The organism is Streptomyces sp. BV286 (genome assembly GCF_019090165.1).
Classification (GTDB): Bacteria; Actinomycetota; Actinomycetes; order Streptomycetales; family Streptomycetaceae; genus Streptomyces.
On the sequence record NZ_JAHRIB010000208.1, the window covers coordinates 19580 to 44693 of the forward strand.

At 72.1% G+C, this 25114-nt stretch carries 28 protein-coding genes; 13 read left to right on the top strand and 15 right to left on the bottom strand.

Annotation, left to right across the window (positions count from 1 at the left end; translation table 11 throughout):
- The first annotated feature begins 187 nt into the window (after nucleotides 1–187).
- Nucleotides 188–1063: an undecaprenyl-diphosphate phosphatase gene (locus tag KUF83_RS38955; RefSeq protein WP_217459834.1), complete on the top strand. Its 876-nt coding sequence runs from the start codon at nucleotides 188–190 to the stop codon at nucleotides 1061–1063.
- Nucleotides 1064–1395: 332 nt separating this feature from the next.
- Here KUF83_RS38955 and KUF83_RS38960 read toward each other — a convergent pair whose 3' ends face one another.
- Nucleotides 1396–1956 carry a carboxymuconolactone decarboxylase family protein gene (locus KUF83_RS38960; RefSeq protein WP_217459835.1) on the bottom strand — a complete coding sequence of 187 codons (561 nt, stop codon included), beginning with the start codon at nucleotides 1954–1956 and terminating at the stop codon, nucleotides 1396–1398.
- Nucleotides 1957–2126: 170 nt separating this feature from the next.
- On the opposite strand from KUF83_RS38960, the gene KUF83_RS38965 reads away from it, so the two are divergent.
- Together KUF83_RS38965 and KUF83_RS38970 are read left to right on the top strand one after the other, a co-directional pair.
- Nucleotides 2127–2402 (top strand): helix-turn-helix domain-containing protein, encoded by a 276-nt coding sequence (locus tag KUF83_RS38965; RefSeq protein ID WP_217459885.1) that lies wholly within the window; start codon nucleotides 2127–2129, stop codon nucleotides 2400–2402.
- Nucleotides 2403–2529: 127 nt separating this feature from the next.
- Nucleotides 2530–2709: a hypothetical protein gene (locus KUF83_RS38970; RefSeq protein ID WP_217459836.1), complete on the top strand. Its 180-nt coding sequence runs from the start codon at nucleotides 2530–2532 to the stop codon at nucleotides 2707–2709.
- 115 nt (nucleotides 2710–2824) lie between these two features.
- On the opposite strand, the gene KUF83_RS38975 is transcribed toward KUF83_RS38970, so the two are convergent.
- Complete coding sequence (locus KUF83_RS38975; RefSeq protein WP_217459837.1) at nucleotides 2825–3700, bottom strand: NAD(P)H-binding protein; 876 nt, start codon at nucleotides 3698–3700, stop codon at nucleotides 2825–2827.
- Nucleotides 3697–4125 carry a nuclear transport factor 2 family protein gene (locus KUF83_RS38980; RefSeq protein WP_217459838.1) on the bottom strand — a complete coding sequence of 143 codons (429 nt, stop codon included), beginning with the start codon at nucleotides 4123–4125 and terminating at the stop codon, nucleotides 3697–3699. The genes KUF83_RS38975 and KUF83_RS38980 overlap by 4 nt, the downstream gene beginning before the upstream one ends.
- Nucleotides 4126–4225: 100 nt before the next feature.
- On the opposite strand from KUF83_RS38980, the gene KUF83_RS38985 reads away from it, so the two are divergent.
- From KUF83_RS38985 to lnt, 3 genes are all read left to right on the top strand, one after another.
- Nucleotides 4226–4831: a TetR/AcrR family transcriptional regulator gene (locus KUF83_RS38985; protein ID WP_217459839.1), complete on the top strand. Its 606-nt coding sequence runs from the start codon at nucleotides 4226–4228 to the stop codon at nucleotides 4829–4831.
- Nucleotides 4832–4957: 126 nt separating this feature from the next.
- On the top strand, nucleotides 4958–5443 hold the full coding sequence (locus tag KUF83_RS38990) for a nuclear transport factor 2 family protein (protein ID WP_217459840.1): 486 nt from the start codon (nucleotides 4958–4960) through the stop codon (nucleotides 5441–5443).
- Between the two features lie 163 nt (nucleotides 5444–5606).
- On the top strand, nucleotides 5607–7193 hold the full coding sequence (lnt, locus tag KUF83_RS38995; RefSeq protein WP_217459841.1) for an apolipoprotein N-acyltransferase: 1587 nt from the start codon (nucleotides 5607–5609) through the stop codon (nucleotides 7191–7193).
- Here the strand turns inward: lnt and KUF83_RS39000 are convergent.
- Together KUF83_RS39000 and KUF83_RS39005 are read right to left on the bottom strand one after the other, a co-directional pair.
- A complete protein-coding gene (locus KUF83_RS39000) occupies nucleotides 7117–8022 on the bottom strand; it encodes a Gfo/Idh/MocA family protein (RefSeq protein ID WP_217459842.1) in 906 nt (301 codons plus the stop codon). The two genes, lnt and KUF83_RS39000, sit on opposite strands and share 77 nt — an antisense overlap.
- 27 nt (nucleotides 8023–8049) lie before the next feature.
- Nucleotides 8050–9258, bottom strand: a complete 1209-nt coding sequence (locus tag KUF83_RS39005; RefSeq protein WP_217459843.1) for an FAD-dependent monooxygenase — start codon at nucleotides 9256–9258, stop codon at nucleotides 8050–8052.
- 84 nt (nucleotides 9259–9342) lie between these two features.
- On the opposite strand from KUF83_RS39005, the gene KUF83_RS39010 reads away from it, so the two are divergent.
- From KUF83_RS39010 to KUF83_RS39020, 3 genes are all read left to right on the top strand, one after another.
- Complete coding sequence (locus KUF83_RS39010) at nucleotides 9343–9933, top strand: TetR/AcrR family transcriptional regulator (RefSeq protein WP_217459844.1); 591 nt, start codon at nucleotides 9343–9345, stop codon at nucleotides 9931–9933.
- A 188-nt stretch (nucleotides 9934–10121) separates the two neighbouring features.
- Entirely contained in the window at nucleotides 10122–10634 is a 513-nt protein-coding gene (locus KUF83_RS39015; RefSeq protein ID WP_217459845.1) for a DinB family protein, read from the top strand.
- Between the two features lie 87 nt (nucleotides 10635–10721).
- A complete protein-coding gene (locus KUF83_RS39020; RefSeq protein WP_217459846.1) occupies nucleotides 10722–11189 on the top strand; it encodes a hypothetical protein in 468 nt (155 codons plus the stop codon).
- 77 nt (nucleotides 11190–11266) lie between these two features.
- Here the strand turns inward: KUF83_RS39020 and KUF83_RS39025 are convergent, their stop codons facing one another.
- The 7 genes from KUF83_RS39025 to KUF83_RS39055 all read right to left on the bottom strand — a co-directional run bounded on the left by KUF83_RS39025 (nucleotide 11267) and on the right by KUF83_RS39055 (nucleotide 17499).
- Nucleotides 11267–11824 (bottom strand): hypothetical protein, encoded by a 558-nt coding sequence (locus KUF83_RS39025; protein ID WP_217459847.1) that lies wholly within the window; start codon nucleotides 11822–11824, stop codon nucleotides 11267–11269.
- Nucleotides 11825–12045: 221 nt separating this feature from the next.
- A complete protein-coding gene (gene ung / locus KUF83_RS39030; protein ID WP_217459848.1) occupies nucleotides 12046–12729 on the bottom strand; it encodes a uracil-DNA glycosylase in 684 nt (227 codons plus the stop codon).
- Between the two features lie 90 nt (nucleotides 12730–12819).
- Nucleotides 12820–14400, bottom strand: coding sequence for an ABC transporter substrate-binding protein (locus tag KUF83_RS39035; RefSeq protein WP_217459886.1), 1581 nt, complete (start codon nucleotides 14398–14400; stop codon nucleotides 12820–12822).
- A gap of 246 nt (nucleotides 14401–14646) precedes the next feature.
- Complete coding sequence (locus tag KUF83_RS39040; RefSeq protein ID WP_217459849.1) at nucleotides 14647–15405, bottom strand: SDR family oxidoreductase; 759 nt, start codon at nucleotides 15403–15405, stop codon at nucleotides 14647–14649.
- Between the two features lie 16 nt (nucleotides 15406–15421).
- Nucleotides 15422–16183, bottom strand: a complete 762-nt coding sequence (gene fabG, locus KUF83_RS39045; protein ID WP_217459850.1) for a 3-oxoacyl-ACP reductase FabG — start codon at nucleotides 16181–16183, stop codon at nucleotides 15422–15424.
- 159 nt (nucleotides 16184–16342) lie between these two features.
- Nucleotides 16343–16735 (bottom strand): DUF3037 domain-containing protein, encoded by a 393-nt coding sequence (locus KUF83_RS39050; protein ID WP_217459851.1) that lies wholly within the window; start codon nucleotides 16733–16735, stop codon nucleotides 16343–16345.
- On the bottom strand, nucleotides 16732–17499 hold the full coding sequence (locus KUF83_RS39055; protein ID WP_217459852.1) for a HipA family kinase: 768 nt from the start codon (nucleotides 17497–17499) through the stop codon (nucleotides 16732–16734). Before KUF83_RS39055 ends, KUF83_RS39050 begins: the two co-directional genes overlap by 4 nt.
- Before the next feature lie 73 nt (nucleotides 17500–17572).
- Here KUF83_RS39055 and KUF83_RS39060 point away from each other — a divergent pair, with 73 nt between their 5' ends.
- Nucleotides 17573–19687: a prolyl oligopeptidase family serine peptidase gene (locus KUF83_RS39060; protein ID WP_217459853.1), complete on the top strand. Its 2115-nt coding sequence runs from the start codon at nucleotides 17573–17575 to the stop codon at nucleotides 19685–19687.
- Nucleotides 19688–19785: 98 nt separating this feature from the next.
- Entirely contained in the window at nucleotides 19786–20265 is a 480-nt protein-coding gene (locus KUF83_RS39065) for a Rieske (2Fe-2S) protein (RefSeq protein WP_217459854.1), read from the top strand.
- On the opposite strand, the gene KUF83_RS39070 is transcribed toward KUF83_RS39065, so the two are convergent.
- Nucleotides 20252–20902 (bottom strand): cysteine hydrolase, encoded by a 651-nt coding sequence (locus tag KUF83_RS39070; RefSeq protein WP_217459855.1) that lies wholly within the window; start codon nucleotides 20900–20902, stop codon nucleotides 20252–20254. The two genes, KUF83_RS39065 and KUF83_RS39070, sit on opposite strands and share 14 nt — an antisense overlap.
- A gap of 154 nt (nucleotides 20903–21056) precedes the next feature.
- Between KUF83_RS39070 and KUF83_RS39075 the strand changes: the two genes are divergently transcribed.
- Nucleotides 21057–21524: a pyridoxamine 5'-phosphate oxidase family protein gene (locus KUF83_RS39075; RefSeq protein ID WP_217459856.1), complete on the top strand. Its 468-nt coding sequence runs from the start codon at nucleotides 21057–21059 to the stop codon at nucleotides 21522–21524.
- A gap of 136 nt (nucleotides 21525–21660) precedes the next feature.
- On the opposite strand, the gene KUF83_RS39080 is transcribed toward KUF83_RS39075, so the two are convergent.
- Nucleotides 21661–22563: a LysR family transcriptional regulator gene (locus tag KUF83_RS39080; RefSeq protein ID WP_217459857.1), complete on the bottom strand. Its 903-nt coding sequence runs from the start codon at nucleotides 22561–22563 to the stop codon at nucleotides 21661–21663.
- Between the two features lie 74 nt (nucleotides 22564–22637).
- Here KUF83_RS39080 and KUF83_RS39085 point away from each other — a divergent pair, with 74 nt between their 5' ends.
- A complete protein-coding gene (locus tag KUF83_RS39085; RefSeq protein WP_374106247.1) occupies nucleotides 22638–23609 on the top strand; it encodes a DMT family transporter in 972 nt (323 codons plus the stop codon).
- A 124-nt stretch (nucleotides 23610–23733) separates the two neighbouring features.
- On the opposite strand, the gene KUF83_RS39090 is transcribed toward KUF83_RS39085, so the two are convergent.
- Nucleotides 23734–25065 carry an aminotransferase class I/II-fold pyridoxal phosphate-dependent enzyme gene (locus KUF83_RS39090; RefSeq protein WP_217459859.1) on the bottom strand — a complete coding sequence of 444 codons (1332 nt, stop codon included), beginning with the start codon at nucleotides 25063–25065 and terminating at the stop codon, nucleotides 23734–23736.
- Between the last annotated feature and the right edge of the window lie 49 nt (nucleotides 25066–25114).

The following is a 25114-nucleotide window of genomic DNA, read 5'->3' on the forward strand; positions in this document are numbered from 1 at the left end:
GCGGCATCGTCGCGGGTCAACACCCCGGTCACCTCGTGGGATCTCCGCCGGGGAGGCCCTGTGGTCGCCCGGTCACCCGGGGGCGCTACGCTGCCCCGGGCGCGCCTGATCACCGAAGGCGACAACACGGCACGTCCGCCCGCCCATTCACCGCGCTCCCGCCATCAGCACTTGGATCACGTAATTCATGTCTTGGTTTGAATCCCTCATCCTCGGACTCGTCCAGGGGCTGACCGAGTTCCTGCCCGTCTCCTCCAGCGCGCACCTGCGGCTGACCGCGGCGTTCGCGGGCTGGGAGGACCCGGGAGCGGCCTTCACGGCGATCACCCAGATCGGCACGGAGACGGCGGTGCTGATCTATTTCCGCAAGGACATCGCGCGGATCATCTCGGCATGGTCCCGCTCCCTCACGAACAAGGCGATGCGACGCGACCACGACGCCCAGATGGGCTGGCTGGTGATCATCGGCTCGATTCCGATCGGCGTGCTGGGCGTCACCCTCAAGGACCAGATCGAGGGGCCCTTCCGCGATCTGCGCATCACGGCGACCACGTTGATCGTGATGGGCATCATCCTGGGCATCGCGGACCGGCTCGCGGCGCGTGACGAGACAGGCGGGAAGCACCGGGCCGCGAAGGAGCGCAAGTCGCTCCAGGACCTGACCGTGAAGGACGGCCTGATCTACGGCATCTGCCAGGCCATGGCCCTCGTCCCCGGTGTCTCCCGGTCGGGCGCCACCATCAGCGGCGGCCTCCTCATGGGCTACACCCGCGAGGCCGCGGCCCGCTACTCGTTCCTGCTCGCCATCCCGGCCGTGCTCGCCTCCGGCGCGTTCGAGCTGAAGGACGCGAGCGAGAGCGGTCATGTCTCCTGGGGACCGACGGTCTTCGCGACGATCATCGCCTTCCTGGTGGGGTACGCGGTGATCGCGTGGTTCATGAAGTTCATCACGACCAAGAGCTTCATGCCGTTCGTCTACTACCGCGTCGCGCTCGGCATCCTGATCATCGTGCTGGTCAGCATGGGCGTACTGAGCCCGCACGCGGCGGAGTCGTCGGGCTGACGCGCGCACACGGCAAAGCCGTCGGGCTGACGCACGCCCGCCGGGGATCGCGACATGACGAAGCCGCCCGCCTGATTCCCCCGTGGCGGGCGGCCCGTGCTCGATGTCCGGAGGTCTGACTCGGCGGCGGCGACAAGGCGTCCTGGGCCACTGGACGACACCGGCCTTCACCGGCGGCGGGATTCGAACCCGCGTTTCCCTCTTATGAGGAGAAGTATCCGCTGCCTTCGCACCTGGACGTCTACGACCGTAGCGGGCCCGGCGCTCGCGGGCACCCGAATAAAAGCGGCCGGGCCGAGAAGCGCGGACCTCGCCCGGTGCGGCTGGGGCGTTCACTCCTCCGGGAAGGCCTTCGCCCACGGCTCCTGCTCGATCTCCAGGCCGCCGGCCACGTACGCGATGGTGCGGTACCAGCCCGCGAGGACCAGGAACTCCAGGGCCTCGCGTTCGCCGAGGTGCTCGCGCAGCCCGGCCCAGGCCTCGTCATCGAGTCGGGCCGTGTCGTGGAGTTGGTCGACGGCCGTGAGCAGGGCCTTCTGGCGGGGCGTCCAGGCCGGGTCGTCGGGAGCGCCGGTCACGGTCAGGAGCACCTGCTCCGGGGTGAGGTCGGCGGCCTGCGCGTACGCGGCCGCATGGACCCCCCACTCGTAGGCGCAGCCGCAGCGGGCCGTCACCCGTGCGACGACCAGCTCACGGTCCGCGTCGCAGAGCAGGCCGTGGACGAGGAGGCCCGCGCCGAGTGCGCGCATGCGGGAGGCGAGGTTCGGGTGGCGCTGAAGGACCTTGAAGAGCATCAGGGGTTCCCGGGTGACGCCGGGCGGCATCCAGCCGCGCAGGGCGCGCTCGGAGTCAGGGTCGTAGGGCGGCGAGATGCCGTCGATGCGCTGCTTCATGCCTGTCGACTCTTGCGCTTCTGAATCAGAAGCGCAAGAGTCGGAACGCGGCGGACCACTCGGAGAGTTGTCCGTTCAGTGAGGCAGCCGACAAGGAAGGGAGGCATTGCGTGAGCACGACGCCCCGTCCCGGCCGGCCCGTGCGCGGCTCGGACACCGGCCGCCCCGTGATGGCCGCACTCGACCTCCTCGGCCGCCGCTGGACGCTCCGGGTGATCTGGGAGCTCCACCAGGGCGGTGCCCCCGTGGGGTTCCGCGACCTCCAGCGGCGCTGCGACGCCATGTCCTCCAGCGTGCTGTCCGCCCGGCTCACCGAGCTGCGCGAGGCGGGGATCGCCGCTCCCACCGACGCGTCCACCTGGCGCCTGACCCCCCTCGGGGACGAGCTCGTGACGGCGATGGGCCCCCTGCTCGCCTGGTCGCACACGTGGGCGGAGCGGCAGTGAGGCCCGGGTCCGCCGCACCGGAACCTCAACTCGGCGGCTCCCGCAGGTTTATGGCGTGACCAACCACATACGGCATGGGTAGTCATCCGGTAGCGCACGGTCAGTCCCTGGCCCTAGGCTGGTGCGCATGTCCCCCGATTCCCTGACCCCTGGTTCCGTGCGGTCTGCTGCCGCACTGAACGAGCAGATCCGAGCGTTATGGATACGCGCGGGCGGTTCCCTGTCCGCCCACGAGCGGGCCGAGTACGAGCTTCTGGTCGTGAAGTGGGCCGCCGCCGTACGCAAGGAGATCATCGAAGCGGCATGACGTCCGGGGCGCGCGGGGCCCGTCACGGCGCCCCGCCCGCCCCCTCCCGGGCCCTCCTCCCGGACCGGCCCCCGCCCTCGCGCCCCGCACAGCGCGTGCGGCGCGTGCGGCGGCCTCAGCCTGTCGCCCCGGGCGCGGCGGACGCGGAGGCCACTCGCATCGCTCGCAGCACGTGGGCACGGAAGGTGCGCGGCTCGCGGCCGGTGAGGCGTCGGACGGTGTCGGTGACGCGGTCCTCGGCCCCTTCCGCGTTCGCGCGGTCCATGCCGGCCAGCATCGCGGCGTACTCCAGGGGCATCGAGGCGGCCAGGTGGTCCCGCATCCGTTCGTACGCCAGCGGCCGGTGGACGACCGTGCGCCCGGTCACCTCGGTGAGGACGGTCGCGACGTCGGCGTGACTCAGCGCCTCGGGTCCGGTGACGACCAGGTCGGTGCCGGGCGCCCGGACATCGGTCAGCGCGTGCTCGGCGACGGCCGCGATGTCGTCGGCGTCGACGAAGGCCACCCGGCCCTCGCCCGCCGCGGTGAGGATCACGCCCTCCTCCCGGATGCTCCGCGCGTGCAGGTGGTCACCGGTGAAGTTCTGCATGAACCACGACGGCCGCAGGACCGCCCACTCGTCGAAGAGCGCGGGCAGAGCCCGGTGCACCTGTCCGACGGCGGGACCTCCCGCGGGTATCGCCGAGGAGCTGAGCAGGACCGCGCGGCGCACCCCGGACGCACGGGCCTGTTCCAGGAAGGGCAGCATGACGTCGGCCGGCGTCGGTGAGTCCACGGGTGGGACGAGATAGACGCGATCCGCGCCGCGCAGGGCCCCCTCGTACGTCGCCGGGTCGTGCCAGTCGAATCGCACGGCCTCCGCGCCGTCGACGGGGGTGGCGCGCCGGCCGGCGGCCCTGACGCGATACCCCCGAGCCGCGAGGCGGGAGGCCACGCGCCTGCCGGTGGTGCCGGTGGCCCCGAGGACCAGTGCGGCGCCGGGCCCGGTCATCGGTCCCTCCGCGTGAAGTCGGCGGCGTCGCCCTGGAGGACGGCGAGCGGGTTCCAGTAGTCGCGGTAGTGGGTGATGAGACCGCCGGCCACCTTCACCACGGCGATGTACCTCATGTCGAACGGCACATCGGTCTCCACCAGTTTCCCCACCCCGCGCATCTCCACCACGATCGTCCCGGGTTCGCCGGTCTCGTGGATCTCCACGTCGGGGAAGTCGTGGAGGTCGATGTGGTCGGGGTAGTGACGCATGTAGTCGGCGACCGCGCCCCTGCCCTCCAACCGCTTCGGCCACCCTTCCGGCGCGAACGGGAACTCGAGGACGCCGCCCTCGTCCCACAGGTCGATCCAGCCGGAGACGTCCTTGTCGATCAGCAGCCGCAGGCCGTGGCGGAACAGGTCCGCCGGTCGCGTGGTCGTGGTCATGAGGGCTCCTCCGATACGATGCGGACCAGCGGTCCGCTTGACTACAACAATACGGACCGCGGGTCCGTTTATGCAAGCCTGGGAAACCCGGAGGAACCCCGTGCCCGAGCGCAAGCCCCGAGCGGACGCCGTACGCAACCAGGAAGCGGTACTCGCCGCGGCCGACCGGCTCTTCGCCCGCAGCGACCGTCCGGAGCAGGTGACCATGGCCGACATCGCGGCCGAGGCCGGCGTGGGCAAAGGGACGCTCTTCCGCGGCTTCGGCGACCGCACCGGCCTGATCCAGGCCCTGTACGAAACCCGACTGGAACCGGTCCGCCGGGCCGTCACGGACGGACCGAGCCCTCTCGGCCCCGCCACCCCGCCCCTGGAGCGCGCGCCGGCCCTGCTGGACGCCGTCCTGTGCTTCAAGCTCGACCACCGGCACCTCTCGCTGGCCCTGGAGGAGGCGGGGAGCGGCAGCCCTTACGGCGCCGGGCACTACGACTGGTGGCACGGCACGCTGCGGGGCGTCCTGGAGGAGATCCCCGGTTTCGACGGCAGCGACTTCACCGCCCACGCACTGCTCGCCGCGGTCCGCGCCGACCTCGTCGACCACCTGGCCGACCGTCAGGACGCGCCCCGAGAGCGACTGCGGGCGGAGCTGGCCGCCTTCGTCGCAAAGGTCCTGAACGGCCCGTACCCGAGCGAGCCGGCCGCCCCGTAGGAGCAACTCCCTTCCGCGCACCGGGCATTCATCCCGGGGCGCGTCCGGGCGTCCGTGCGGCACACGCCCGGTGAATGTCCCTGCACGCCCCTTGGCTCGGCCCCCCTCGTGGCCAACACTGAGCCGATGACGCAGCGCGTGGAACTGGCAGCGGTGATGGACCGGCTCGCGGTCGACGGGGTGGTCACCGAGTACGCGGTGGCGGTCGACGACGGGGACTGGGAGGCGTACCGACGGCTGTTCGCGCCGGACGGACGGGCGGACTACCGGTCCGCGGGCGGCATCGAGGGGGACGCCGTCCAGATCGCCGGGTGGCTCTCGCAGACCATGGAGCTGTTTCCCATGCGGCAGCATCTGATCGTCAACCGGCAGGTGACGTTCGGGCTGCTGGAGCAGGACACGGGCGACACGGCCCGGGTGCGGGCCGACTACGTCAACCCGATGCGCTTCTCGGGCCACGGGGACGGATCCACCGAACCCGACTTCGTGTGCGGCGGCCGGTACGACTTCGGACTGCTGCGTACGCACAACGGCTGGCGGCTGCGCGAGGTGGTCGTGCACGAGAAGTGGCGCCGGGCCACCCAGCCGCGCCAGGAGCCCGCCGCCCATTGAGACGGGCCGACCCCGCCCTTCGCGTCCTCGCGGGCCCGGCCCACCCCGACGACACCTGCCGACTGGCCTGACCCGCGCGAGTCTGGGCACCCTTACGGAGATCGTTCCGGTACGCGCACACTGGAGTCACGCACCGGGCTTCGGGGGCCGAGGGAGGCGCTGGATGAACCTGTCCGCCACTGACTGGCGCCGACGTCTCGCCTCTCCCTGGTGGCGTGGTGCGGCGGCCGCGCTCGCCGGAGCGCTCCCGATGCTGAGCTTCCCCGCACCGTCCCTGTGGTGGTTCGCGTACGTCGCCCTGGTGCCGTGGATCCTGCTCGTGCGCTCGGCCCCGACCGGGCGGCGGGCCGCGTACGACGGCTGGCTCGGCGGGCTCGGCTTCATGCTGGCCGTGCACCACTGGCTGCTGCCGAGCCTGCATGTCTTCACCCTCGTGATAGCGGCCCTGCTGGGCGCGCTCTGGGCTCCGTGGGGCTGGCTGGTACGCCGGTTCCTGGCCGGTGTGCCGTCGCCCGGCCGGGTGGTGGCCGCCTTGTTCGTCGTGCCCTCGGGCTGGCTGATGGTCGAACTCGTGCGCTCGTGGGAGGGGCTGGGCGGCCCCTGGGGCCTGCTCGGGTCGAGCCAGTGGGACGTGGAGCCCGCGCTGCGGCTCGCCTCGGTCGGCGGTGTGTGGCTGCTCAGCTTCCTGCTCGTCGCCGTGAACGTCGCGGTCGCCGTCCTCGTCGCGGTACGGCGCTCCCGCGTCCCCGCGGTCGCCGGACTCGTCGCCACGGCCGCGCTCACCTCGGCGGTCTGGTCCTGGTCGCCACGCCCGGAGACCGACGGCCGGACCCGGATCGCCGTCGTACAGCCCGGCATGATCGACGGCGCCGACGGCCCGGAGCGGCGGTTCGCGCGCGAGGAGGAGCTCACCCGGGAACTGGCCGGTCAGGACGTGGACCTCGTCGTGTGGGGCGAGAGCAGTGTCGGCTTCGACCTCGTCGACCGCCCGGACCTGGCGGACCGGCTCGCCGCGCTGTCCCGCGAGGTCGACGCCGACATCATGGTCAACGTGGACGCCCGCCGCTCCGACCGGCCGGGCATATACAAGAGTTCCGTGCTCGTGGGTCCGCAGGGCCCGACGGGCGACCGCTACGACAAGATGCGACTCGTCCCCTTCGGGGAGTACGTCCCGGCCCGGTCCCTCCTCGGCTGGGCCACCTCCGTGGGCAAGGCGGCGGGCGAGGACCGCATGCGCGGCACCGAGCAGGTCGTGATGGACGTCGGCGACGGACTGCGGGTCGGTCCGATGGTCTGTTTCGAATCGGCGTTCCCCGACATCAGCCGGCACCTCGCGCGGGACGGGGCCCAGGTACTGCTCGCGCAGTCGGCGACCTCGTCGTTCCAGAGCAGCTGGGCACCCGAGCAGCACGCGTCGCTCGCTGCGCTGCGGGCCGCCGAGACGGGCCGGCCCATGGTCCACGCGACCCTCACCGGTGTGTCGGCGGTCTACGGTCCGAGCGGCGAGCGCGTCGGCTCCTGGCTCGGCACCGACGCGAGTGCGTCCGCCGTGTACGAGGTGCCGCTGGCCGACGGTGTCACCCCGTACGCGCGGTTCGGCGCGTGGCCGGTCCACGCGGCCCTGCTGATCCTGGCCACTCTGGGCGGCGCGGAGGTCATACGGGCGCTGCGCCTCAGGCGGAGCGCTCAGTCACCGCCCGTACCACTCGCTCGCACAGTTCGTGAGTCGCCAACGCGTCCCGGGCGCTGAGGACCTTGCCCGCGCCCACCGCGTCGAGGAAGGCGAGCACGACCTGCTCGATACCGCGCTGTCGGGCCACCGGCACCCAGTCGCCGCGCCGCCGCGTCGTCGGCTGCCCCTTGTGGTCGACGACCTCGGCGAGGTTGAGCACCTGACGCTTGGTGTCCTGTCCTGACACCTCCAGGATCTCCTCGTTCGAGCCGCTCAGCCTGTTCATCACCCCGAGCGCCGTGAACCCCTCCCCGGCCAGTTGCAGCACGACGTGGTGCAGCAGCCCGTCCTCGACGCGTGCCCGTACGCTCACGTCGTCGACCTGTCCCGGCACCAGGAACCGCAGGGTGTCCACGACGTGGATGAAGTCGTCGAGGATCATCGTGCGGGGCTGTTCCGGCAGGCCGACGCGGTTCTTCTGCATCAGGATCAGGTCACGCGGATGGTCGGCGCACTGCGCGTACCCGGGTGCGTAGCGCCGGTTGAAGCCGACCGCCAGGCTGGTGCTGCGCTCCTCCGCGAGCCGCACCAGGCGCTCCGAGTCGGCGAGTTCGTACGCGATCGGCTTGTCGACATAGGTGGCGACGCCCGCTTCGAGCAGCCGCGTCACGATCTCGGGATGCGCGTGCGTGGGCGCGTGCACGAACGCCGCGTCGAGGTCCTGGGCGAGCAGCGCGGAGAGGTCCGTGTGCCGCCGCTCGGCCGGCACGTGCAGGCTGTCGGCGACCGTGGCGAGGGTCGCGGGCGTCCGTGTGTGCAGGTGCAGTTCGAGCCCCGGGCGGGTGGCGAGCACCGGCAGGTACGCCTTCACCGCGATGTCGCCGAGTCCGATGCAGCCGACCTTCACGGGGATCTCCTCCAACGCATTGGCGGGCTAGGGGACACGTACGCCCGTCTCGTCGGAAGCATACGGCGACCGCGGCGGCCGCCAGTCGGCGATTCCGTCGAAACTCCGCAGGAAGAGGGCGGGCCCGGCCTTGGAGACCATGGTGATCGCCGCGTCCCGCAGCAGGATCCCGGGACGGCTTCGCATCATGTTGAGGCGGGCCACCCCGACGGCCTTGCGGCTGATTCCGGTCGTACGCGCCTTGCGGGCCGCCGTGTACCCGGCGAGGCCCTCGACGGTCCGGCCGTCACGCGGGGCGGCGTGGTGGGCGAGCACGACCGCGTCCTCGATCGCCTGGTTGCCGCCCTGGCCCAGCGTCGGCGGCATGGCGTGCGCCGCGTCCCCGAGCAGGGCGACCCGGCCGGCGTGGAAGGCGGGCAGGGGCTCGGCGATGTGGTGGACGTCGTGGCGCAGGACGTCCACGGGGCGGGCGGCGGCGAGCACGGCGGGGACCGGGTCGTGCCAGTCGCCGAAGAGCCGTACCAGCTCGGCCCGTTCGTCGTCGGCCGCCCGCCCTCCGGCGGGCACTCGGGCGGCGGCGTAGGCGTACACCCGGCCGTCGTCGAGCGGGTGCGTGCCCCAGATGCGGCCCCGTCCCCAGGTCTCGTGCGAGGCGAAGTCCGCCCCGGGCAGCGGGATGACGGTCCGCCAGGTGGTGAAACCGGAGTAGACGGGCCCCGGATGCCCCGGGAACAGCGTCCCGCGTACGGCTGACCGGATACCGTCCGCGCCGACGACCAGCTCGGCCTCCAGTTCACCGGCGGGGGTGCTCACGCGCGCGGGCCGGCCCGCACCACCGGGATCCACCAGGGCCGCCGCGGACGCCGTCCGCACGACGCCCTCGGGCAGCCGTGCGGCCAGGCTGTCGATGAGTGTGGCGCGATGCAGGAGAACGAGCGGTCCGCCGAAGCGCTCGGCCATCACGGCGGCGCTGCTCCGCGAGAGCCAGTGACCGCCGGGGGTGCGCAGTCCGCCGTCGCCCTGCCAGGCGGCGAGGCCGCGGATCTCGTCGCCGAGCCCGATCACGTCGAGGGCGCGCAGCGAGTTGGGCGCGAGGGAGATGCCCGCGCCGACCGGTTCGAGGGAACGCGCCCGCTCCAGGACCGTGACCGCCCAGCCGCGCCGGTGCAGGGCCACCGCCGCGGTGAGACCTCCGATGCCGCCGCCCACGATCAGTGCGCGTGGTGACTGTGCCATGACTCCCCCAACGTCCACTACATCTGTAGTATCCGAACATGTCGACCGTACTACAGATGTAGTGCGAAAGGTAGGTTGGTCCCCATGGCCCCCAGCAGCACCGGCGCGACCCGCGCCGAACTCATCGCCGACTCCGCCCTCGACCTGCTCGCCGAGCGCGGCATGCGCGGGCTCACCCACCGCGCCGTCGACGCGGCGGCCGGGCTCCCACCCGGGTCCACGTCCAATCTCGCGCGGACGAGGCTCGCGCTGCTGGAGGCGGCGGTGCGGCGTCTCGCGGAGCGCGAGGCGCGGGTGCTCGGCCTCGACGAGATGCCGGATCCGCGGGGCGGCCTCGACTCGCTGGCGGAGGGCATGGCCCTCGGGGTTCACCGCTCGCTGACGGGCAACCGTCACCTGCTGATCGCACGGTACGAGCTGGCGCTGGAGGCGACCCGCCGTCCGGAACTGCGCGCGTTCTTCGACGCCACGGGGCGGCAGTTCCGGGACGCCCTCACCGGGCTGCTGACGGCGGCGGGCTCACCGGACCCCGCACGGCACGTGCTGTCCCTGGTGGCCTGGGCGGACGGGCTGATGTTCTCGTGCGCCGCGGGTTCGTACCACGCGGACGTGCCGTCCCTCGGCGAGGTACGGGCCGGACTGCGGGAGCTGCTGGACGGGATGCTGCGCGACTGACGAGACGGTCCGCGGGCATGGGCGCCTGCCGAGAGCGGGGACCCGGGGACCCGGACCCGGTGGCCGGGCGGTCCCGCACCGCGGCGGCCGGTGCGCCGGTGGCGCGGTGCAGCGGCGGCCCGGTGCGCCGGTGGCGCGGGCACGAAAAGTGGTGGGCCGGGCCCTCGGCGGTCCGCGATGATGCGGCCATGACGATCGAACGCAGTGAACCCGCCCAGGACGCCGGCGAACGGGCCATGCTGGAGGGCTGGCTGGACTACCACCGGGAGACCCTCGCCTGGAAGTGCGCGGGGCTGGACGACGCTCAGCTCAGGACCGCGTCGGTCCCGCCCTCCGAACTGTCCCTGCTCGGTCTCGTCCGGCACATGGCGGACGTGGAGCGCGGCTGGTTCCGCAGGGTCCTCGTGAACGACGACCCCGGGCCGATCCACTACAGCGACGAGGACCGGGACGGCGAGTTCCACCTCACCGAGGCGGACACCTGGGAGGAGGCCCACGCCACCTGGCAGGGCGAGATCGCCATCGCCCGCCGCAACTCCGCGCGCTTCGGCCTGGACGACCTGTCGGAGGGCGGGAGCAGGCACACCGGTGAGCCCTACAACCTGCGGTGGATCTACACCCACATGATCGAGGAGTACGCACGGCACAACGGTCACGCCGACCTGCTCCGCGAGAGCATCGACGGGGCCACCGGTGACTGAGGCACAGGCCGCCGGGTGTTCACCCATGCGGGGCACACTCCTGTCGTCGGCTCCCCAAACCCGGGCCGACGCAGCAGAGTTGCGCGGGTGCATCGAACCGCGACCACCGCAACGCTCCTGGTCACCGTGGCCGTCTCGGCCGTCTCCGGCTGTGTGACCGTCCAGCGGACAGCCCCGCCCGGCCCACCGCCCGTACCGCCCCCGGTGGCGGAGCCGCGGCCGGGCGGCCGGGCCGAACCCCAGATCGTGCAGGCCCCGGCCCGCGAGGCCCTGGAACTCATCGGCCCGTCCCGGCCTCCGGCAGCCGCGTCCACTCCTGCCCGTACGGCCCCCGAGGGTCCCGCCGCGGCCCCGGCGGCCCCGCCCCGCCACGTCCCCGCCGAGCCGCCCGGGCAGCAGCAGCGCCCGCGGCGTCCCGAGCACCGTGCGGTCCCGCCCCTGCCCACGTCCGTGCCGTCGGCCAACACGGACGTCTGCGCTCTGGGCCGGGCGTACGGCGGGTGGAAGGCGGACAGTCCGCAGGCGGCCATCTGCAAGGACATGTACGGCCGTTGACCACCGGGGCCGCCCCGAAGGCGTCGGCCGGGCGACGACCGGCCCGGCCGAAGCACCCGCACCCCCGCCTTCGATCGCTAGGGCCTCTGGCGTGGCGGTCCCAGCGTGTCCCCGCCCGGCCCTCTCCCCTGCCTCGGCGTGGGTTCGGGTGCTTCGGCCGGACCTGGCCGGTCCAGTCTCGACTCCAGGCGGCCGATGCCGGCCCGGATCCCGTCGCCGTAGGCGTCGTCGCCGAGGACGTCCACACGGCTGCGCGCCACACCCAGGTGGCTGCGGGCCGCCTCGGAGCGGCCGAGCTTCACGTAGTCGGCGGCGAGGTTCAGATGCAGGGACGGGTAGAAGGCCCGTACCGCGAGGGACTGGTGGTGCTCCGCGACCCGCGCGTCGGTGAGCTCGTCCGCCGCCGACAGGGCCCGCAGGTCCCAGGCGAGCTCGTCCGAGGGATCGTCCTGCGCGTCGGCCATGTAGTGCGCGAGCGTGCAGCGGTGGAGCGGGTCGCCCTCCTCACCGATCTCGGCCCACAGGTCCAGGAAGCGGCTCCGGGCCTCCTCACGGTCGCCGCCGTGGAGGAGCATGACGGCCTGTCCGATCCTGGTCATCATCGCGTCCGCCGCCTGTTCCTGTTGCTCCGCCACCGCGTCACCCTCCACCCGATCGTCCGCCGGCCGGCGCACCCGCGCCGGCCGTTGCCACCTCTCCCGACGCTAACGGCAGGCACTGACAATCGAGCTCAGGCGGCCCCGTGCAGCGCTGGGCCAGCCCGGTGACGGGGCCGGGGCCGGCAGGCCCGGCGCACGGGCCGCCCTGCCGGTTCCCAGGTCCGGTGCCGGTGACGACCTGGTGACGTCACCTCGCGTCAGCCGAGGTCGGGGATCCGCCAGTCGATCGGGTCGTGGCCCTGCTTGGCGACCGCCTCGTCGATCTGGGTGAAGGGCCGGGAGCCGAAGAACTTCTTCGCGGACAGCGGCGAGGGGTGGGCGCCCTTCACCACGATGTGGCGCTCCTCGTCGATGAGCGGGAGCTTCTTCTGCGCGTAGTTGCCCCACAGGACGAAGACCGCCGGGTCGGGCCGGTCGGTCACGGCCCGGATCACCGCGTCGGTGAACTTCTCCCAGCCCTTGCCCTTGTGCGAGTTGGCCTCACCGGCTCGGACCGTCAGCACCGCGTTGAGCAGCAGGACACCCTGCTCGGCCCACGGCATCAGATAGCCGTTGTCCGGCACGGGGTGGCCGAGCTCCTCCTTCATCTCCTTGTAGATGTTCCGCAAGGAGGGCGGGGTCTTCACACCGGGGCGGACCGAGAAGCACAGGCCGTGGCCCTGGCCCTCGCCGTGGTACGGGTCCTGGCCGAGGACGAGCACCTTCACGCGCTCGTACGGCGTCGCGGCGAGCGCGGCGAAGACCTCGTCGCGCGGCGGGTAGACGGGGCCCCTGTCGCGCTCCTCCTCGACGAACTCGGTGAGCTCCTTGAAGTAGGGCTTCTGCAGCTCTTCGCCCAGGACGCCGCGCCAGGACTCGGGCAGCATGGCGGTGTCGGTCACGTGAACTTCCTTAGATGTGCGGTCGTTTCCGGTGCACCAGAACCTACCGCCGCCCACTGACAACCGGCCGGGCTCCGGCCGACTCCGCCGCTACCAGCTGGTCTTGCGGTCCAGCTCCCACATCATCATGATCGTCGACGGGTCGATGGAGCGCTCGACGCCGGAGATCTCCTCGCTGGCGGCGACGTACTGCTTGCCCTGCCACAGCGGCAGCAGCCGCGCGTCGTCCACGAGGATGTCCTGGGCCCTCCTGAACTGCGCGACGACGGCCCCTCGGTCACTCTGACGGCGCGACTCGGGCAGCAGCACGTCCGTGATCTCGGGGGACTTGTACGGCGTGCCGAGCGCGTTCTGCTCGCCCACGAACGGCGCGATGAAGTTCTCCGCGTCCGGGAAGTCGGGGAACCAGCCGCGGCCGAACACCGGGTACTCGCCCTTGCGGTAGCCCGCCTCGTACGTCTTCCAGGGGCGGCCCTTGACGGTGACGCTGAACAGGCCGGACGCGTTGAGCTGGCGTCTGAGCTCCTCGAACTCCGGCTTGGTCGTCGAGCCGTACCGGTCGGTCGTGTACCAGAGGGTGAGCGGGACGCGTTCGGCGATCCCGGCCTCCAGGAGCATCTGCCGGGCCTTGGCGGTGCTGGGTTTGCCGTAGTCGTCGAAGAAGCCCGTGGTGTGACCCGCCAGTCCGCGCGGGACCATGGAGTACAGCGGCTCGACGGTGTCCTTGTAGATGTTGTGGGCGATGGCCGGGCGGTCGATGACCTGCGCGACGGCCTTGCGGACGGCGGCCTTCTTGGCCCACGGGTCCTTCGGGTTGAACACCAGGTAACTGATCTCGGTGCCCGCCCCCTCCACCAGCTGGATCTCGTCCTTGGCCCGCCGGTCCTGGAGGTCGACGACGTCCCTGGCGGCGAGTCCGCGGAGGGTCACGTCGATCTGCCCGTCCTCCAGCGCGGCGACCATCTCGCCCGAGTCCTGGAAGTACCGGATGGTGGTGGCGCCGTTCTTCCGGTCGGCGAAGCCCTTGTAGTTGTCGTTGCGGACGAGCCGGGCCTCCTGCCCCTCCTCGTAGCCGTCCAGGCCGTACGGTCCCGATCCGGTGACCTTGCCGTCCTCGCGCAGGGCGTCGGCCGGGTACTCCTCGGGGTCGACGATCGACATGGCCGGCGTCGCGAGCACGAACGGGAAGGTGGCGTCCGGCTTGTTGAGGCGGAAGACGACCTCGCGGTCGCCCTTCGTGTCGACCCGCTCCAGGCTGCCGAGCAGCCCCGCGGGGCCGCCGTCCACGGCGATCTTCCGGATGCGGTCGATGGAGTGCTTCACGGCCTTGGCGTCGAGTCCGTGCCCGTCGGAGAAGGAGAGACCCTCCCGCAGCGTGCAGCTGTACACGCGGTTGGAGTCGTCGGTGAAACGGCAGCTCTCGGCGGCGTCCGGCTCGGGCGCGGCCGCCCCGGCCGGGTAGCTGAGGAGCGTCTGGTAGATGTTGCGGAACAGCTCCCAGGAGCCGTCCCAGGACGCGGCGGGGTCCAGGGTGCTGGGCGCGCTGGTCGTGCCCACGACGATCGGACCCTCGTCCTCGGACGCGTCCGAGGAGAACACCCCGCATCCCGTCACCAGGGATATGGACGCGATCGCCGACAAGTGCCGTAGAGACCTGTTCCGGTTGAACACCGCACGCTCCTCGATGTGCCCTGCCAAGGTGGGCAGGACCATATCGCAGTGCCCCGCCCGGTCAACCGGATCCGTTGGCGGGGCACCTGACGTGCACGAACATCATCTGTGCGATTTTTTTCGGCTCTGCGGCACTTGTTTGGAAAGTGTGCGGAACAAATCCGTCAACTGTACGAATTATCCAAGTCGCCGCCCCCTGCGAGACACCGCGGAGAAATCACCGAAATCCTCGCCGGAGCGGCCGGTTCAGGACACGCCGGCGTTGAGGAGGATGCCGCCGTCGACCACGAGGGTCTGCCCCGTGATCCAGTCGGACTGCTCCGAGGTGAGGAACGCGGCGGTGCCGCCGATGTCCGACGGCACACCGAGCCTGCCGAGCGGGTAGGCCGCGGCGGCCTCCGCCTCCCGGCCCTCGTACAGCGCCTGCGCGAACTTGGTCTTGACCACGGCGGGAGCGATCGCGTTGACCCGCACCTGGGGCGCGAACTCGTGCGCCAGCTGCAGGGTCAGGTTGATCATGGCGGCCTTGCTGATGCCGTACGCCCCGATGAACGGGGAGGCCGAGACGCCCGCGAGGGAGGCGATGTTGACGATCGCGCCGCCGTTCGCGCTCTGCCACGCCTTCCACGTCTGCTGGGCGAACCCGAGCGCGGAGACGACGTTGGTCTCGAACACCTTGCGGGCCACGTCGAGGTCGAGGTCGGCGATCGGCCCGAACACCGGGTTCGTACCGGCGTTGTTGACCAGGAAGTCGACGCGGCCGAACGCCTCCATGGTGCGCTCGACGGCCTGGGCCTGGTGGGCGACGTCGTGGGCCTTGCCCGCGACACCGATGACGCGGTCGGCGCCGAGCTTCTCGACGGCCTCCTTGAGCGCGTCCTCGTTGCGGCCGGTGATGCACACCCGGTCGCCGCGGGCGAGCAGTGCCTCGGCGACGCCGTAGCCGATGCCGCGGCTGGCGCCGGTGACGAGGGCGACCTTGCCCGAGAGTTCCACAGTGGTCATGTCGCTGTCCCCAGTCCTAGTTGAGCGGTCCGCCGGCCACGTACAGCACCTGGCCGGAGACGAATCCGGCGTCCTCGCCCGTGAAGAAGGCGATCGCGTTGGCGATGTCGTCCGGGTTGCCGACGCGCTGGACGGGGATCTGGGTGGCGGCCGCGGCCTGGAACTCCTCGAAGCCCATGCCGACCCGCTCGGCGGTGGCGGCCGTCATGTCGGTCACGATGAAGCCGGGCGCGACGGCGTTCGCGGTGACACCGAACTTGCCGAGCTCGAACGCGAGGGTCTTGGTGAAGCCCTGCAGTCCGGCCTTGGCGGCGGAGTAGTTGACCTGGCCGCGGTTGCCGAGCGCCGAGGACGAGGAGAGGTTGACGACCCGGCCGAACTTGGCGTCCACCATGTACTTCTGCACGGCCCGCGTCATCAGGAAGGAACCGCGCAGGTGCACGTTCAGGACCGTGTCCCAGTCGGACGCGCTCATCTTGAACAGCAGGTTGTCGCGGAGCACGCCCGCGTTGTTCACCAGGATCGTCGGCGCCCCGAGCTCGGTGGCGACCCGGGTCACGGCGGCCTCGACCTGCGCCTCGTCGGAGACGTCGCAGCCCACCGCGATCGCCCTGCCGCCGGCGGCGGTGATCTTCTCGACGGTGTCCTTGCACGCGGCCTCGTCGAGGTCGATCACCGCGACGGCGCGGCCCTCGGCGGCCAGTCGTACGGCGGTCGCGGCGCCGATGCCGCGCGCGGCACCGGTGACTACGGCGACGCGCTGCTCAGTGGTGGACATTGCTGGTTCTCCTCGCCCTTGGGAAGCCCTCTGACAGGCCTGAGCCTGCGGCTCTCACGGTACGCCCCTGTGGTGAGCGACCGCTTAGTACCTTCAGCAGACGTGACGCTAGAAGCCTTGGCACCCAGTGTCAACGGCCGACGGCGCCCATGTGATCCATTACCTGACCAGCAGGTCGAGCAGCCGCCGCGCCTCGGCCGCGGGATCGGCCGTGAGACCGGTGTGGACGGGCCCCGGCTGCACGACCGTGGAGCGGGGCGCGATCAGCCAGCGGAAGCGCCGTCCGGGGTCGTCGCCCGCGGCCTGTCCCGCCGCCTCGCCCCCGGCGCAGACACCCTCGACGGCCCGCAGGGCGGCCCGTACTCCCGCCACGTCCGCCTTCGGGTCGAGGGCGCGCAGCTTGGTCTCGTCGAGGTGGGTGTGGGCGGCCACGAAGGACTTCGCGCGGCAGTAGACGAGCACGCCCGCGTTGAAGTACTCCCCCCGTTCGACGCGCGGTACGACGCGCAGCAGCGCGTACTCGTAGACGACGCGGCCGTCGCGCTCGCTCACTTCGTGCCCTCCCGGACGGTGCGGATGCGCTCGTGAACGGTGGCGGCGCGGGCGAGGAGCGGCTCCGCGTACGCCTGCCGGAGCGCGTCGGCCGAGTCGAACCCGGGCTCGTCCGTGAGCCATGCGTCGGGGATCGCGGCGGTCACCTCGGCGAGCAGGTCCGGTGTGACCCGCGGCCCCAACTCCCTTGCGGCAGCCGCGATGTCGGGGTCGAAGGGGGCGAGTGCGTGGTCGGAGGCGTCGTAGTGCCTGGCCGCGGAGGCCTGTGCGCCCGGCCAGTTGTGGTGCCAGATCATGGTGGCGCCGTGGTCGATGAGCCACAGATCCCCGTCGCGGACCAGCAGGTTGGGGTTGCGCCACGACCGGTCGACGTTGTTGACGAGCGCGTCGAACCACACGACCTTGCCGGCCTCCTCCCGGCTCACCCTGTGGGCGAGGGCGTCGAAGCCGATCGCCCGGGAGAGGAAGTCCATCCCGAGGTTCAGTCCGCCGCTCGACTTGAGCAACTCCTGCACCTCCTGGTCCGGTTCGCCGAGTCCGATGACCGGATCGAGGCCGATCGCGACCAGTCCCGGCACGCGCAGGCCCAGCCGCCGGGCGAGTTCACCGCAGACGACCTCCGCGACGAGGGTCTTGCGCCCCTGTCCCGCGCCGGTGAACTTCATGACGTACGTTTCCAGATCATCGGCCTCGACGAGTCCGGGCAGCGATCCGCCCTCACGCATGGGCGTGATGTAGCGGGTCGCACTGACTTCCTTGAGCATCGCCCCAGGTTACTGGGGCGTTCCCCGTCCGCCCACGCGACGTTCTGCGTCCGTCCGCACGAAGGGACCATCCGTGACCGCAGAGGACCTGCCCCTGCAGTTCGCCCGCACGAAGCGTTTCTCCCTGGGTGTGCCGCGCGGCTTCACCGTCTCGCCCGACGGCGAGCGCGTGCTCTTCGTGCGCACCGCGAGCGGCCGCTCCACGACGGGCCTGCTGTGGCTGCACGAGAACGGCGGGGAACGGCTGCTCGCCGACCCGCTCGCGCTGGGCGCCGAAGGCGAGGTCCCCGAGGCCGAGCGGATCCGCCGCGAGCGGGCCCGCGAGACGAGCGGCGGAATCGTCTCGTACGCCACGGACACGGCCGTCCGTCTGGTCGCGTTCGCTCTCGCGGGTGCCCTGTGGACCGTGCGCACGGACGAGGGCGTCCCGCGCCCGGTCCCCACGCGGGGCCCGGTCGTCGCCCCGCGCCCCAGCCCCGACGGCACGCACATCGCGTACGTGAGCGAGGGCGCCCTGTGGGTCGTACGCGCCGACGGCACCGGTGACCGCGCGCTGGCCGAGCCGGAGGGCCCGGAGATCACGTACGGGCTCTCGGACCACGTGTCGTCCGAGTCCCTGGAACGTACGCGGTCGTTCTGGTGGTCGCCGGACGGGAGCGCGCTGCTGGTGGTGCGGGTCGACAACACGCCCGTCCAGCGGTGGTACATCAGCGATCCGGCGCATCCCGAGCGTCCTCCGCGCGCGGTCAGGTATCCGGCGGCGGGCACGGCCAACGCGCGGCTCTCCCTGCACGTCGTGGGCCTCGACGGGGGCCGTGTCGACGTGGCGCTCCCCGAAAAGGCCGCCGAGTCGCATCCGGACGGGGCGTGGACGGACCCGGCCTTCGAGTACGTCGTGCACGCGGGCTGGAGCGAGGCCGCCCCCCTCGCCGTCGTACAGACCCGGGACCAGCGCTCGGCGTACCTGCTGCGCGTCGATCCGGCGACCGGCGCGACCACGACACTGCACCACCTCAGGGACGCCGCCTGGCTGGAGTTCGTCCCCGGAACACCCCTGTCCACCCCCGCCACCGGTCTCGTCCTCACCACGCAGGAGGGCACCCGCGGGCTGCTGATGACCGCGACCGGGGTGCGCACACCGGAGGGCCTGTACGTCCACGAGCTGCTCGGCACGGCGGACGGCCAGCTCTACTTCATGGCCGCCGAGGAACCGACCGAGGCACACGTCTGGTCGTACGACCCGGGCAGCGGCTTCGCGCGCCTGACCGACGAGCCGGGCGTGCACCACGCCACCGTCGGGGCCGGCACGGTCGTGCTGGACAGTCTCACGCCCGACGGCCGGACGGTCACGGTGCTGCGCGACGGCGTCCCGGCCGGACGGATCCGGGTGCTGGCCGAGCGGCCCGTGACCCGGCCGCGCCCCCGCTTCCTGACGCTCGGCGAGCGGGAGCTGCGCGCTGCGCTGTACCTGCCGGCGTCGTACGAACCGGGTGCGCGCCGCCTCCCCGTGATCGTGCACTCGTACTCCGGGCCGGGCGCGCAGAAGGTCGTGAAGGCGGCCATGTGGCACCACCCCGTGAACCAGTGGTTCGCCGACCAGGGGTTCGCGGTGCTGGCGGTCGACGGGCGCGGCACCCCGGGGCGTGACCGGGCCTGGGAGACCGCCATCCACGGCGACCAGCTGATGCCGGTGATCGAGGACCAGGCGGACGCCGTACGCGCCGCCGCGGAGCTCTTCCCGGAGTTGGACACCGGCCGTGTGGCCATCCGCGGCTGGTCCTTCGGCGGCTATCTCGCGGCGGGTGCCGTACTGCACCGGCCCGACGTGTTCCACGCGGCCGTCGCGGGCGCGGCGCCGACCGATCTGCGGCTGTACGACACGCACTGGAAGGAACGGTTCCTCGGGCATCCGGACGTACAGCCGGACCACTACGAACGCTGCTCCCTGGTGGCGCACGCCCACAAGCTCACGCGCCCCCTGATGCTCGTCCACGGTATGGCCGACGACAATGTGGCGCCCGCACACATGCTGCGGTTCTCGGCGGCGCTGCTCGCGGCGGGCCGGCCGCACACCGTGCTCCCGCTGGCAGGGGCGACGCACCTGGTGGCACAGGAAGGCGTGATAGACACCCTGCTCCGGCTCGATCTCGATTTCATCAAGAAGTCGCTCGATCACCGGACCGTCTGAACCGTGTGGATGACCTTCCCGTACCCCTTGTCGGATCAAGGCACATCCGCGTAGACGCACATCTGAACATCTGCACATCTGTGGAAGGGACCGCCACTATGTCCAGCGAATCGATCGAGCCTGCGCCCGCAGTCTGTCGCCGCACCCTCCTGGCGGCGCTGGGCGGAGCCGGTATCGCCGCCACGCTGACCGCCTGCGGAGGCTCCGACGACAGTTCGTCGGGCTCCTCCGACACCTCGACCGGCTCCGCCGGATCCACCGGCTCGTCCGGATCCACCGGATCTGCGGGGGGCGCGGCGCTCGCCAAGACCAGCGACATCCCGGAGGGCGGCGGCAAGGTGTTCGCCGATCAGTCGGTGGTCGTCACCCAGCCGACGGCCGGGGAGTTCAAGGCCTTCTCGACGGTGTGCCCGCACCAGAAGCAGCGCGTGAACAGCGTGGACAACGGCCTCATCACCTGCCCCGCCCACGGCAGCCAGTTCAGCGTCACGGACGGCAGCGTCGAGAAGGGCCCCGCGACCAGCGGGCTGACCGCGGCCAAGATCACCGTGTCCGGGGACTCGATCACGCTCGCCTGACCGGACGGCGCTGTTCGAGACAGGCCAGCACCTCGTCCGTGGTGGTGATGGTGGCCACCAGGGCGAGCGTGTTGCGGATCATCACGGGGGTGTAGTCCGCGGGCACGCCCGCGATGGCGTCCCCGGGGACCACGGCGGTGTAGCCGCGGTTCACGGCGTCGAACACCGTGTTGGGCACGGCCACGTTGGCGGAGACCCCGGTCACGACGAGGGTGCGGCAGCCCAGGTTGCGCAGCAGTGCGTCGAGTTCGGTGCCGGCGAGGGGCGACAGGCCGTGCAGACGGCGTACGACGAGGTCCTCCTCGGCCACCACGACCGGTGGCGCGACCCGGACCGCGGCGGTGCCCCTCAACTGCTGGACCGGCAGACGCCCGGCCGCGCGGAACAGCCGGGCGTTGTGGTTCGCGCCGCGGCCGTCGGGACGGCGCTCGGCGATCGCGTGCACCACCTGTACGCCGCTCTCGTGGGCCGCGTCCACGAGGCGCGCGACACGGGTCAGCGCGCCCGAGGCGCGGGCCGCCTCGGCGAGTTCCGGCAGCGCGCTGCCCGGGCCGACGACACCCTGCTGGCACTCGACGGTCAGCAAGACCGTGGTCGCGGGATCGAGGAGTTCGCGGAGTTCTTCGTACGACGGCATGGGCTCCCCTGTCGCAAGCGGTCTTCGGGCCGGCGCGACCGTGCCGCCCGACCGGCGGTGGCGGGCGAGCGTAGCCACCATTGCGTACGGACGGAAGACGGACCATGCTTTCCTGACGAGGCGTCAGACATGATGTCGGGGAAGAGGGAACCGTATGGCCGCCACTCAGCGCCGGGGCCGAAGGATCATGATGACTCCCGAGGAGCTGGACGAGTTCCTGGCCGCCCAGCGCACCTGCCGCGTCGCGACCGTCTCCGCCGACGGCGCGCCGCACGTCAGCACACTGTGGTTCGCCTGGGACGGCAAGTCGCTCTGGCTGTACTCCATCACCCGGAGCAAGCGGTGGGCCGACCTGCGACGCGATCCCCGGGTGGCCGTGGTCGTCGACACGGGAGAGGAGTACGACGAGCTGCGGGGCGTCGAGCTGTCGGGCTCGGTCGAGTTCGTCGGCGAGGTGCCGCGCACCGGCGAGCCGTGTCCCGAACTCGACGCCGTGGAGCGGTTGTTCGCCCGTAAGAACTTCGGGCTGGACGAGATGCCGCACGACGGCAGACACGCCTGGATGCGGCTGACGCCGGAGGCGACGGCCTCATGGGACTTCCGCAAGCTCGCCTCGCCGTGACGGGAGGGGGTTCGGGCGGCACGGGCGTCGCCCGCTCTCCCCGCACCCCGGCCCGCATCCCGGGCCCGCGGTCTGCGGCCCGCTGCGTCGCCGGGCGTGCGCGCACGCCACGCACCATGGCCGACGGCGGGCCGGGTCACCCGAGCGCCGAGCCCGCCTTCCGCAGCGCGTCCGCGACCGCCCGGATCGACGGACGGCGGTCGGCGTCCGCCCGCCACACCGCGTAGACGTGCCGGGTGACCCGGTGCCGCACCGGGACCGTCCGCACGCCTTCCGGCACCGGGCCGCGCCCGAGCCGGGGCGCGACGCACACCCCGAGCCCCGCCGCGACCAGAGCGAGCTGTGTGTGATGCTCCTCCGCGCGGTGGGCGATCACCGGCTCGATCCCCTTGCCGCGCAGGGTGAAGAGCAGCCACTCGTGACAGAACTCGCCCTCCTCCCAGGCGATCCACTCGTCGTCGGCCAGGTCCTCGAGGTCCACCTCGGAACGGTCGGCGAGGGGGTGCCCCGCGGGCATCGCCACATCGGTGGGGTCGTCGAGGAGAGAGGCCTTGACCAGCCCTTCGGGCATGGGCAACGGCTTGTTGTACCAGTCGAGCACGACGGCCAGGTCGATGTCGCCGCGCAGTACCCCGGCGACCCCGCCCTCCGGCTCCAGCTCGCGGGAGCGGACCCGCAGTGCGGGATGCTCGGACCGCAGCGCGGCCAGCGCGGCGGGGAACAGCCCGCGCGCCGCCGTCGGGAACGCCGACATCCGCAGCTCACCCACCACCTGCCCGCGCTGCGCCTCCAGGTCGGACTGGGCGAGCTCGACCTGGGACAGGATGCGCGCGGCGTGGTCGGCGAGCAGCCGCCCGGCGTCGGTGAGACGGACCCCCCGCCCGTTCTTCGCGAGCAGTTGCTGCCCGACCTCCCGCTCCAGCTTGGACATCTGCTGGGAGACCGCGGAAGTCGTCACGTGCAACCCGTCGGCCGCGCCGCTCACCGAGCCGTGCCGGGCGAGGGCGTCGAGAGTGCGCAGGCGCTCCAGATTCAACATGTAAGCAAGACTACGAGATACCGTCCGAGAAATCTCGCTTGTTCTACGAGATCGTCTCCGTCATCGTGAGACGCATGAGCGCCCCGACCGAGCCCCGGATCCCCCTTCCCACCTCCCCCGACGCCCCTGCGGTTTCATCCCGGGACACCGCGCTCCACCCCTGCCCGGCCCTCGACTGGCGCCTGCGGTTCGGCGCGCTCTCCCTCGTCTGGGGCTTCAGCTTCCTTCTGATCAAGGTGGGTACGGATGGGTACGCGCCGTTCCAGGTGACGCTCGGCCGGCTGCTGTTCGGGACGCTGGTGCTCGCCGCGGCGATGGTCTGGAAGCGCGAGCGCCTGCCGCGCGGTGTACGCACCTGGGGACATCTGGCGGTCGCGGCCCTGCTCCTGAACGCGCTGCCGTTCTCCCTGTTCGCCTACTCCGAGCTCACGATCCCGTCCACGCTGGCGGGGATCTGCAACGCGACCTCGCCCCTGTGGGGCATGGCCCTGTCGATGGTCGCCCTCTCCGAGGACCGGCCCACGCGCCGCCGCGTGGCGGGCCTCGGCATCGGTTTCGTCGGCGTGCTGACGGTGCTCGGCGCCTGGCAGGGTTTCCAGGGCCTGGACGCCGCCGGCACCACGATGGCGTTGCTGGCCTCCCTCAGCTACCCGATCGGCTGGATCTACGTCCGCCGCACGCTGGCCGGCTCCAGTGAGTCCAACCTGTCGTTGACGGGCGCCCAGTTGCTGATCGCGACGGTCCAACTGGCGGTTGTCACACCGCTGTTCACCGAGGCTCCGACCCACTTCGCGCTCGTACCGCTGCTCGCGGTGATCGCGCTGGGCGCCCTCGGCACGGGCCTGGCGGTCCTCATCCAGTACGGCCTGGTCGCCGAAGTCGGCCCGACCACGGCCCAGATGGTCACGTACTTCATCCCCGTCATCGCCACCGCCGCGGGTGTCGCGATCCTCGGCGAATCACTGACCTGGTCGACGCCGGTGGGTGCCGTCATCGTGCTGGCGGGCGCGGCACTCACCCAGTCCAGGCCCAGGACCTCGCCGTAGGTCCGGGACCTCGCCCGGCTCCGTGCCTGACCTTCGCCACCGGACACCCCGAGCCGAAGGCCAGAGGCCGGGGGCCGGGGGCCGGGGGCCGAAGGCCAGAGGCCGGGGCCAAGGCCGGCGCCGGTCAGACGTACCGCCGTGCGGGCGCGGGCCCCACCGCGGCGGCGATCGCGTCCGCCATGGGCCGGGCCTCGTCCACTCCGAGTGTCGACACGGTGATCCGCAGCCCGGGCGGCGCACCCGTCCGGAAGCGGGCCCCCGGCGCCACGGCCCAGCCGGAGTGCAGCAGCCGCGCGACGGCCCCGGTCTCGTCCGGTACGGGCACCCACACGTTCATGCCACTGCGCCCGTGCGCCTCGATGCCATGCTCCGCGAGCGCGCCGATCAGGGCGTCCCGGCGCCGCCCGTAGGCGACGGCCACGGCCCGGCTGTCCACCTCGCCGCCCGCCCACAGGTGCACGACGGCCCGCTGCAGCAGTCGGCTCACCCAGCCCGGTCCCAGCCGCTGCCGCCCCTGGACGCGGTCCAGGGTCTCGGTGTCGCCGGTGACCACGGCCAGCCGCAGGTCGGGCCCGTACGCCTTGGCGACCGAGCGCAGCAGTGCCCAGTGCCGGGTCACCCCGGCCAGCGGGTGCAGTGGCACGTCGACGATGCGGTGCCCGTGGTCGTCCTCGATGAGCAGGGTCTCCGGGTACTCCCCCAGGACGGCACGGAGGGCACGCGCGCGCGTGGCGCTCACCGCGGCGCCCGTCGGGTTCTGCGCCCGGTCGGTGACGATCAGGGCCCGCGCGCCGCCCGCCAGGACGGCCCGTACGTCGTCGGGCAGCGGCCCTTCGTCGTCGACGCCGACCGGCACGGCCCGCAGCCCGAGGGCCGGGACCAGGTCGAGCACACTGTGCCAGCCCGGATCCTCGACGGCGACCGCGTCCCCGGGCCGGAGGTGGACGCTGAGCACCCGCTCGATGGCGTCGAGCGATCCCGAGGTGACGAGGACCGGCCCGTCCGGCACACCGTCCGCGTCCATGTCGGCGCGGGCCGCCCGCGCCAGCTCCGGGTCAACGCCCGCCTCTCCGTACAGCACCGGCCTGCGGTCGGAGAGTTCCGCGGCGGCCGCGAACGCCTCGGCGAGCGAGGGCAGCAGGGCAGGGTCCGGGTTGCCGTCGGACAGGTTGCGCACCCCGGGCGGTACGTCCGGACGGGCCAGCTCACGGGCTGTCGTCACCGGCTTGGGGCGTACCCGGCTGCCGCGCCGGCCCGCGGTCTCGATGACCCCGCGCTCCCGCAGCGTGCGGTAGGCGGCCGCGACGGTATTGGGATTCACGCCCAGCCGGTCCGCCAACTCCCGCATGGGCGGCAGCACTTGACCGGGCTCCAGCTCTCCGGAGCCCACCGCTCGCTCGACGCTGGCCGCAATCTCGGCTGCGCGCCTTCCTTCGATCCGATACTCTCCTAGCACAAAGCAGAGTATGCACTAGTGCAATACAGGGCGCAAGGCGAGCACGGCA

Coding starts and splice junctions, on each gene's coding strand:
- KUF83_RS38990 (WP_217459840.1), top strand. CDS start 4,958: ATGACGCAGCGCGTGGAACTGGCAGCGGTGATGGACCGGCTCGCGGTC.
- KUF83_RS39040 (WP_217459849.1), bottom strand. CDS start 15,405: ATGACCACTGTGGAACTCTCGGGCAAGGTCGCCCTCGTCACCGGCGCC.
- KUF83_RS39085 (WP_374106247.1), top strand. CDS start 22,638: ATGAGCGCCCCGACCGAGCCCCGGATCCCCCTTCCCACCTCCCCCGAC.
- lnt (WP_217459841.1), top strand. CDS start 5,607: ATGAACCTGTCCGCCACTGACTGGCGCCGACGTCTCGCCTCTCCCTGG.
- KUF83_RS39055 (WP_217459852.1), bottom strand. CDS start 17,499: ATGCTCAAGGAAGTCAGTGCGACCCGCTACATCACGCCCATGCGTGAG.
- KUF83_RS39015 (WP_217459845.1), top strand. CDS start 10,122: ATGACGATCGAACGCAGTGAACCCGCCCAGGACGCCGGCGAACGGGCC.
- fabG (WP_217459850.1), bottom strand. CDS start 16,183: ATGTCCACCACTGAGCAGCGCGTCGCCGTAGTCACCGGTGCCGCGCGC.
- KUF83_RS38980 (WP_217459838.1), bottom strand. CDS start 4,125: ATGACCACGACCACGCGACCGGCGGACCTGTTCCGCCACGGCCTGCGG.
- KUF83_RS39010 (WP_217459844.1), top strand. CDS start 9,343: ATGGCCCCCAGCAGCACCGGCGCGACCCGCGCCGAACTCATCGCCGAC.
- KUF83_RS38960 (WP_217459835.1), bottom strand. CDS start 1,956: ATGAAGCAGCGCATCGACGGCATCTCGCCGCCCTACGACCCTGACTCC.
- KUF83_RS38955 (WP_217459834.1), top strand. CDS start 188: ATGTCTTGGTTTGAATCCCTCATCCTCGGACTCGTCCAGGGGCTGACC.
- KUF83_RS39070 (WP_217459855.1), bottom strand. CDS start 20,902: ATGCCGTCGTACGAAGAACTCCGCGAACTCCTCGATCCCGCGACCACG.
- KUF83_RS39075 (WP_217459856.1), top strand. CDS start 21,057: ATGGCCGCCACTCAGCGCCGGGGCCGAAGGATCATGATGACTCCCGAG.
- KUF83_RS38970 (WP_217459836.1), top strand. CDS start 2,530: ATGTCCCCCGATTCCCTGACCCCTGGTTCCGTGCGGTCTGCTGCCGCA.
- KUF83_RS38965 (WP_217459885.1), top strand. CDS start 2,127: ATGGCCGCACTCGACCTCCTCGGCCGCCGCTGGACGCTCCGGGTGATC.
- KUF83_RS39065 (WP_217459854.1), top strand. CDS start 19,786: ATGTCCAGCGAATCGATCGAGCCTGCGCCCGCAGTCTGTCGCCGCACC.
- KUF83_RS39005 (WP_217459843.1), bottom strand. CDS start 9,258: ATGGCACAGTCACCACGCGCACTGATCGTGGGCGGCGGCATCGGAGGT.
- KUF83_RS39080 (WP_217459857.1), bottom strand. CDS start 22,563: ATGTTGAATCTGGAGCGCCTGCGCACTCTCGACGCCCTCGCCCGGCAC.
- KUF83_RS38975 (WP_217459837.1), bottom strand. CDS start 3,700: ATGACCGGGCCCGGCGCCGCACTGGTCCTCGGGGCCACCGGCACCACC.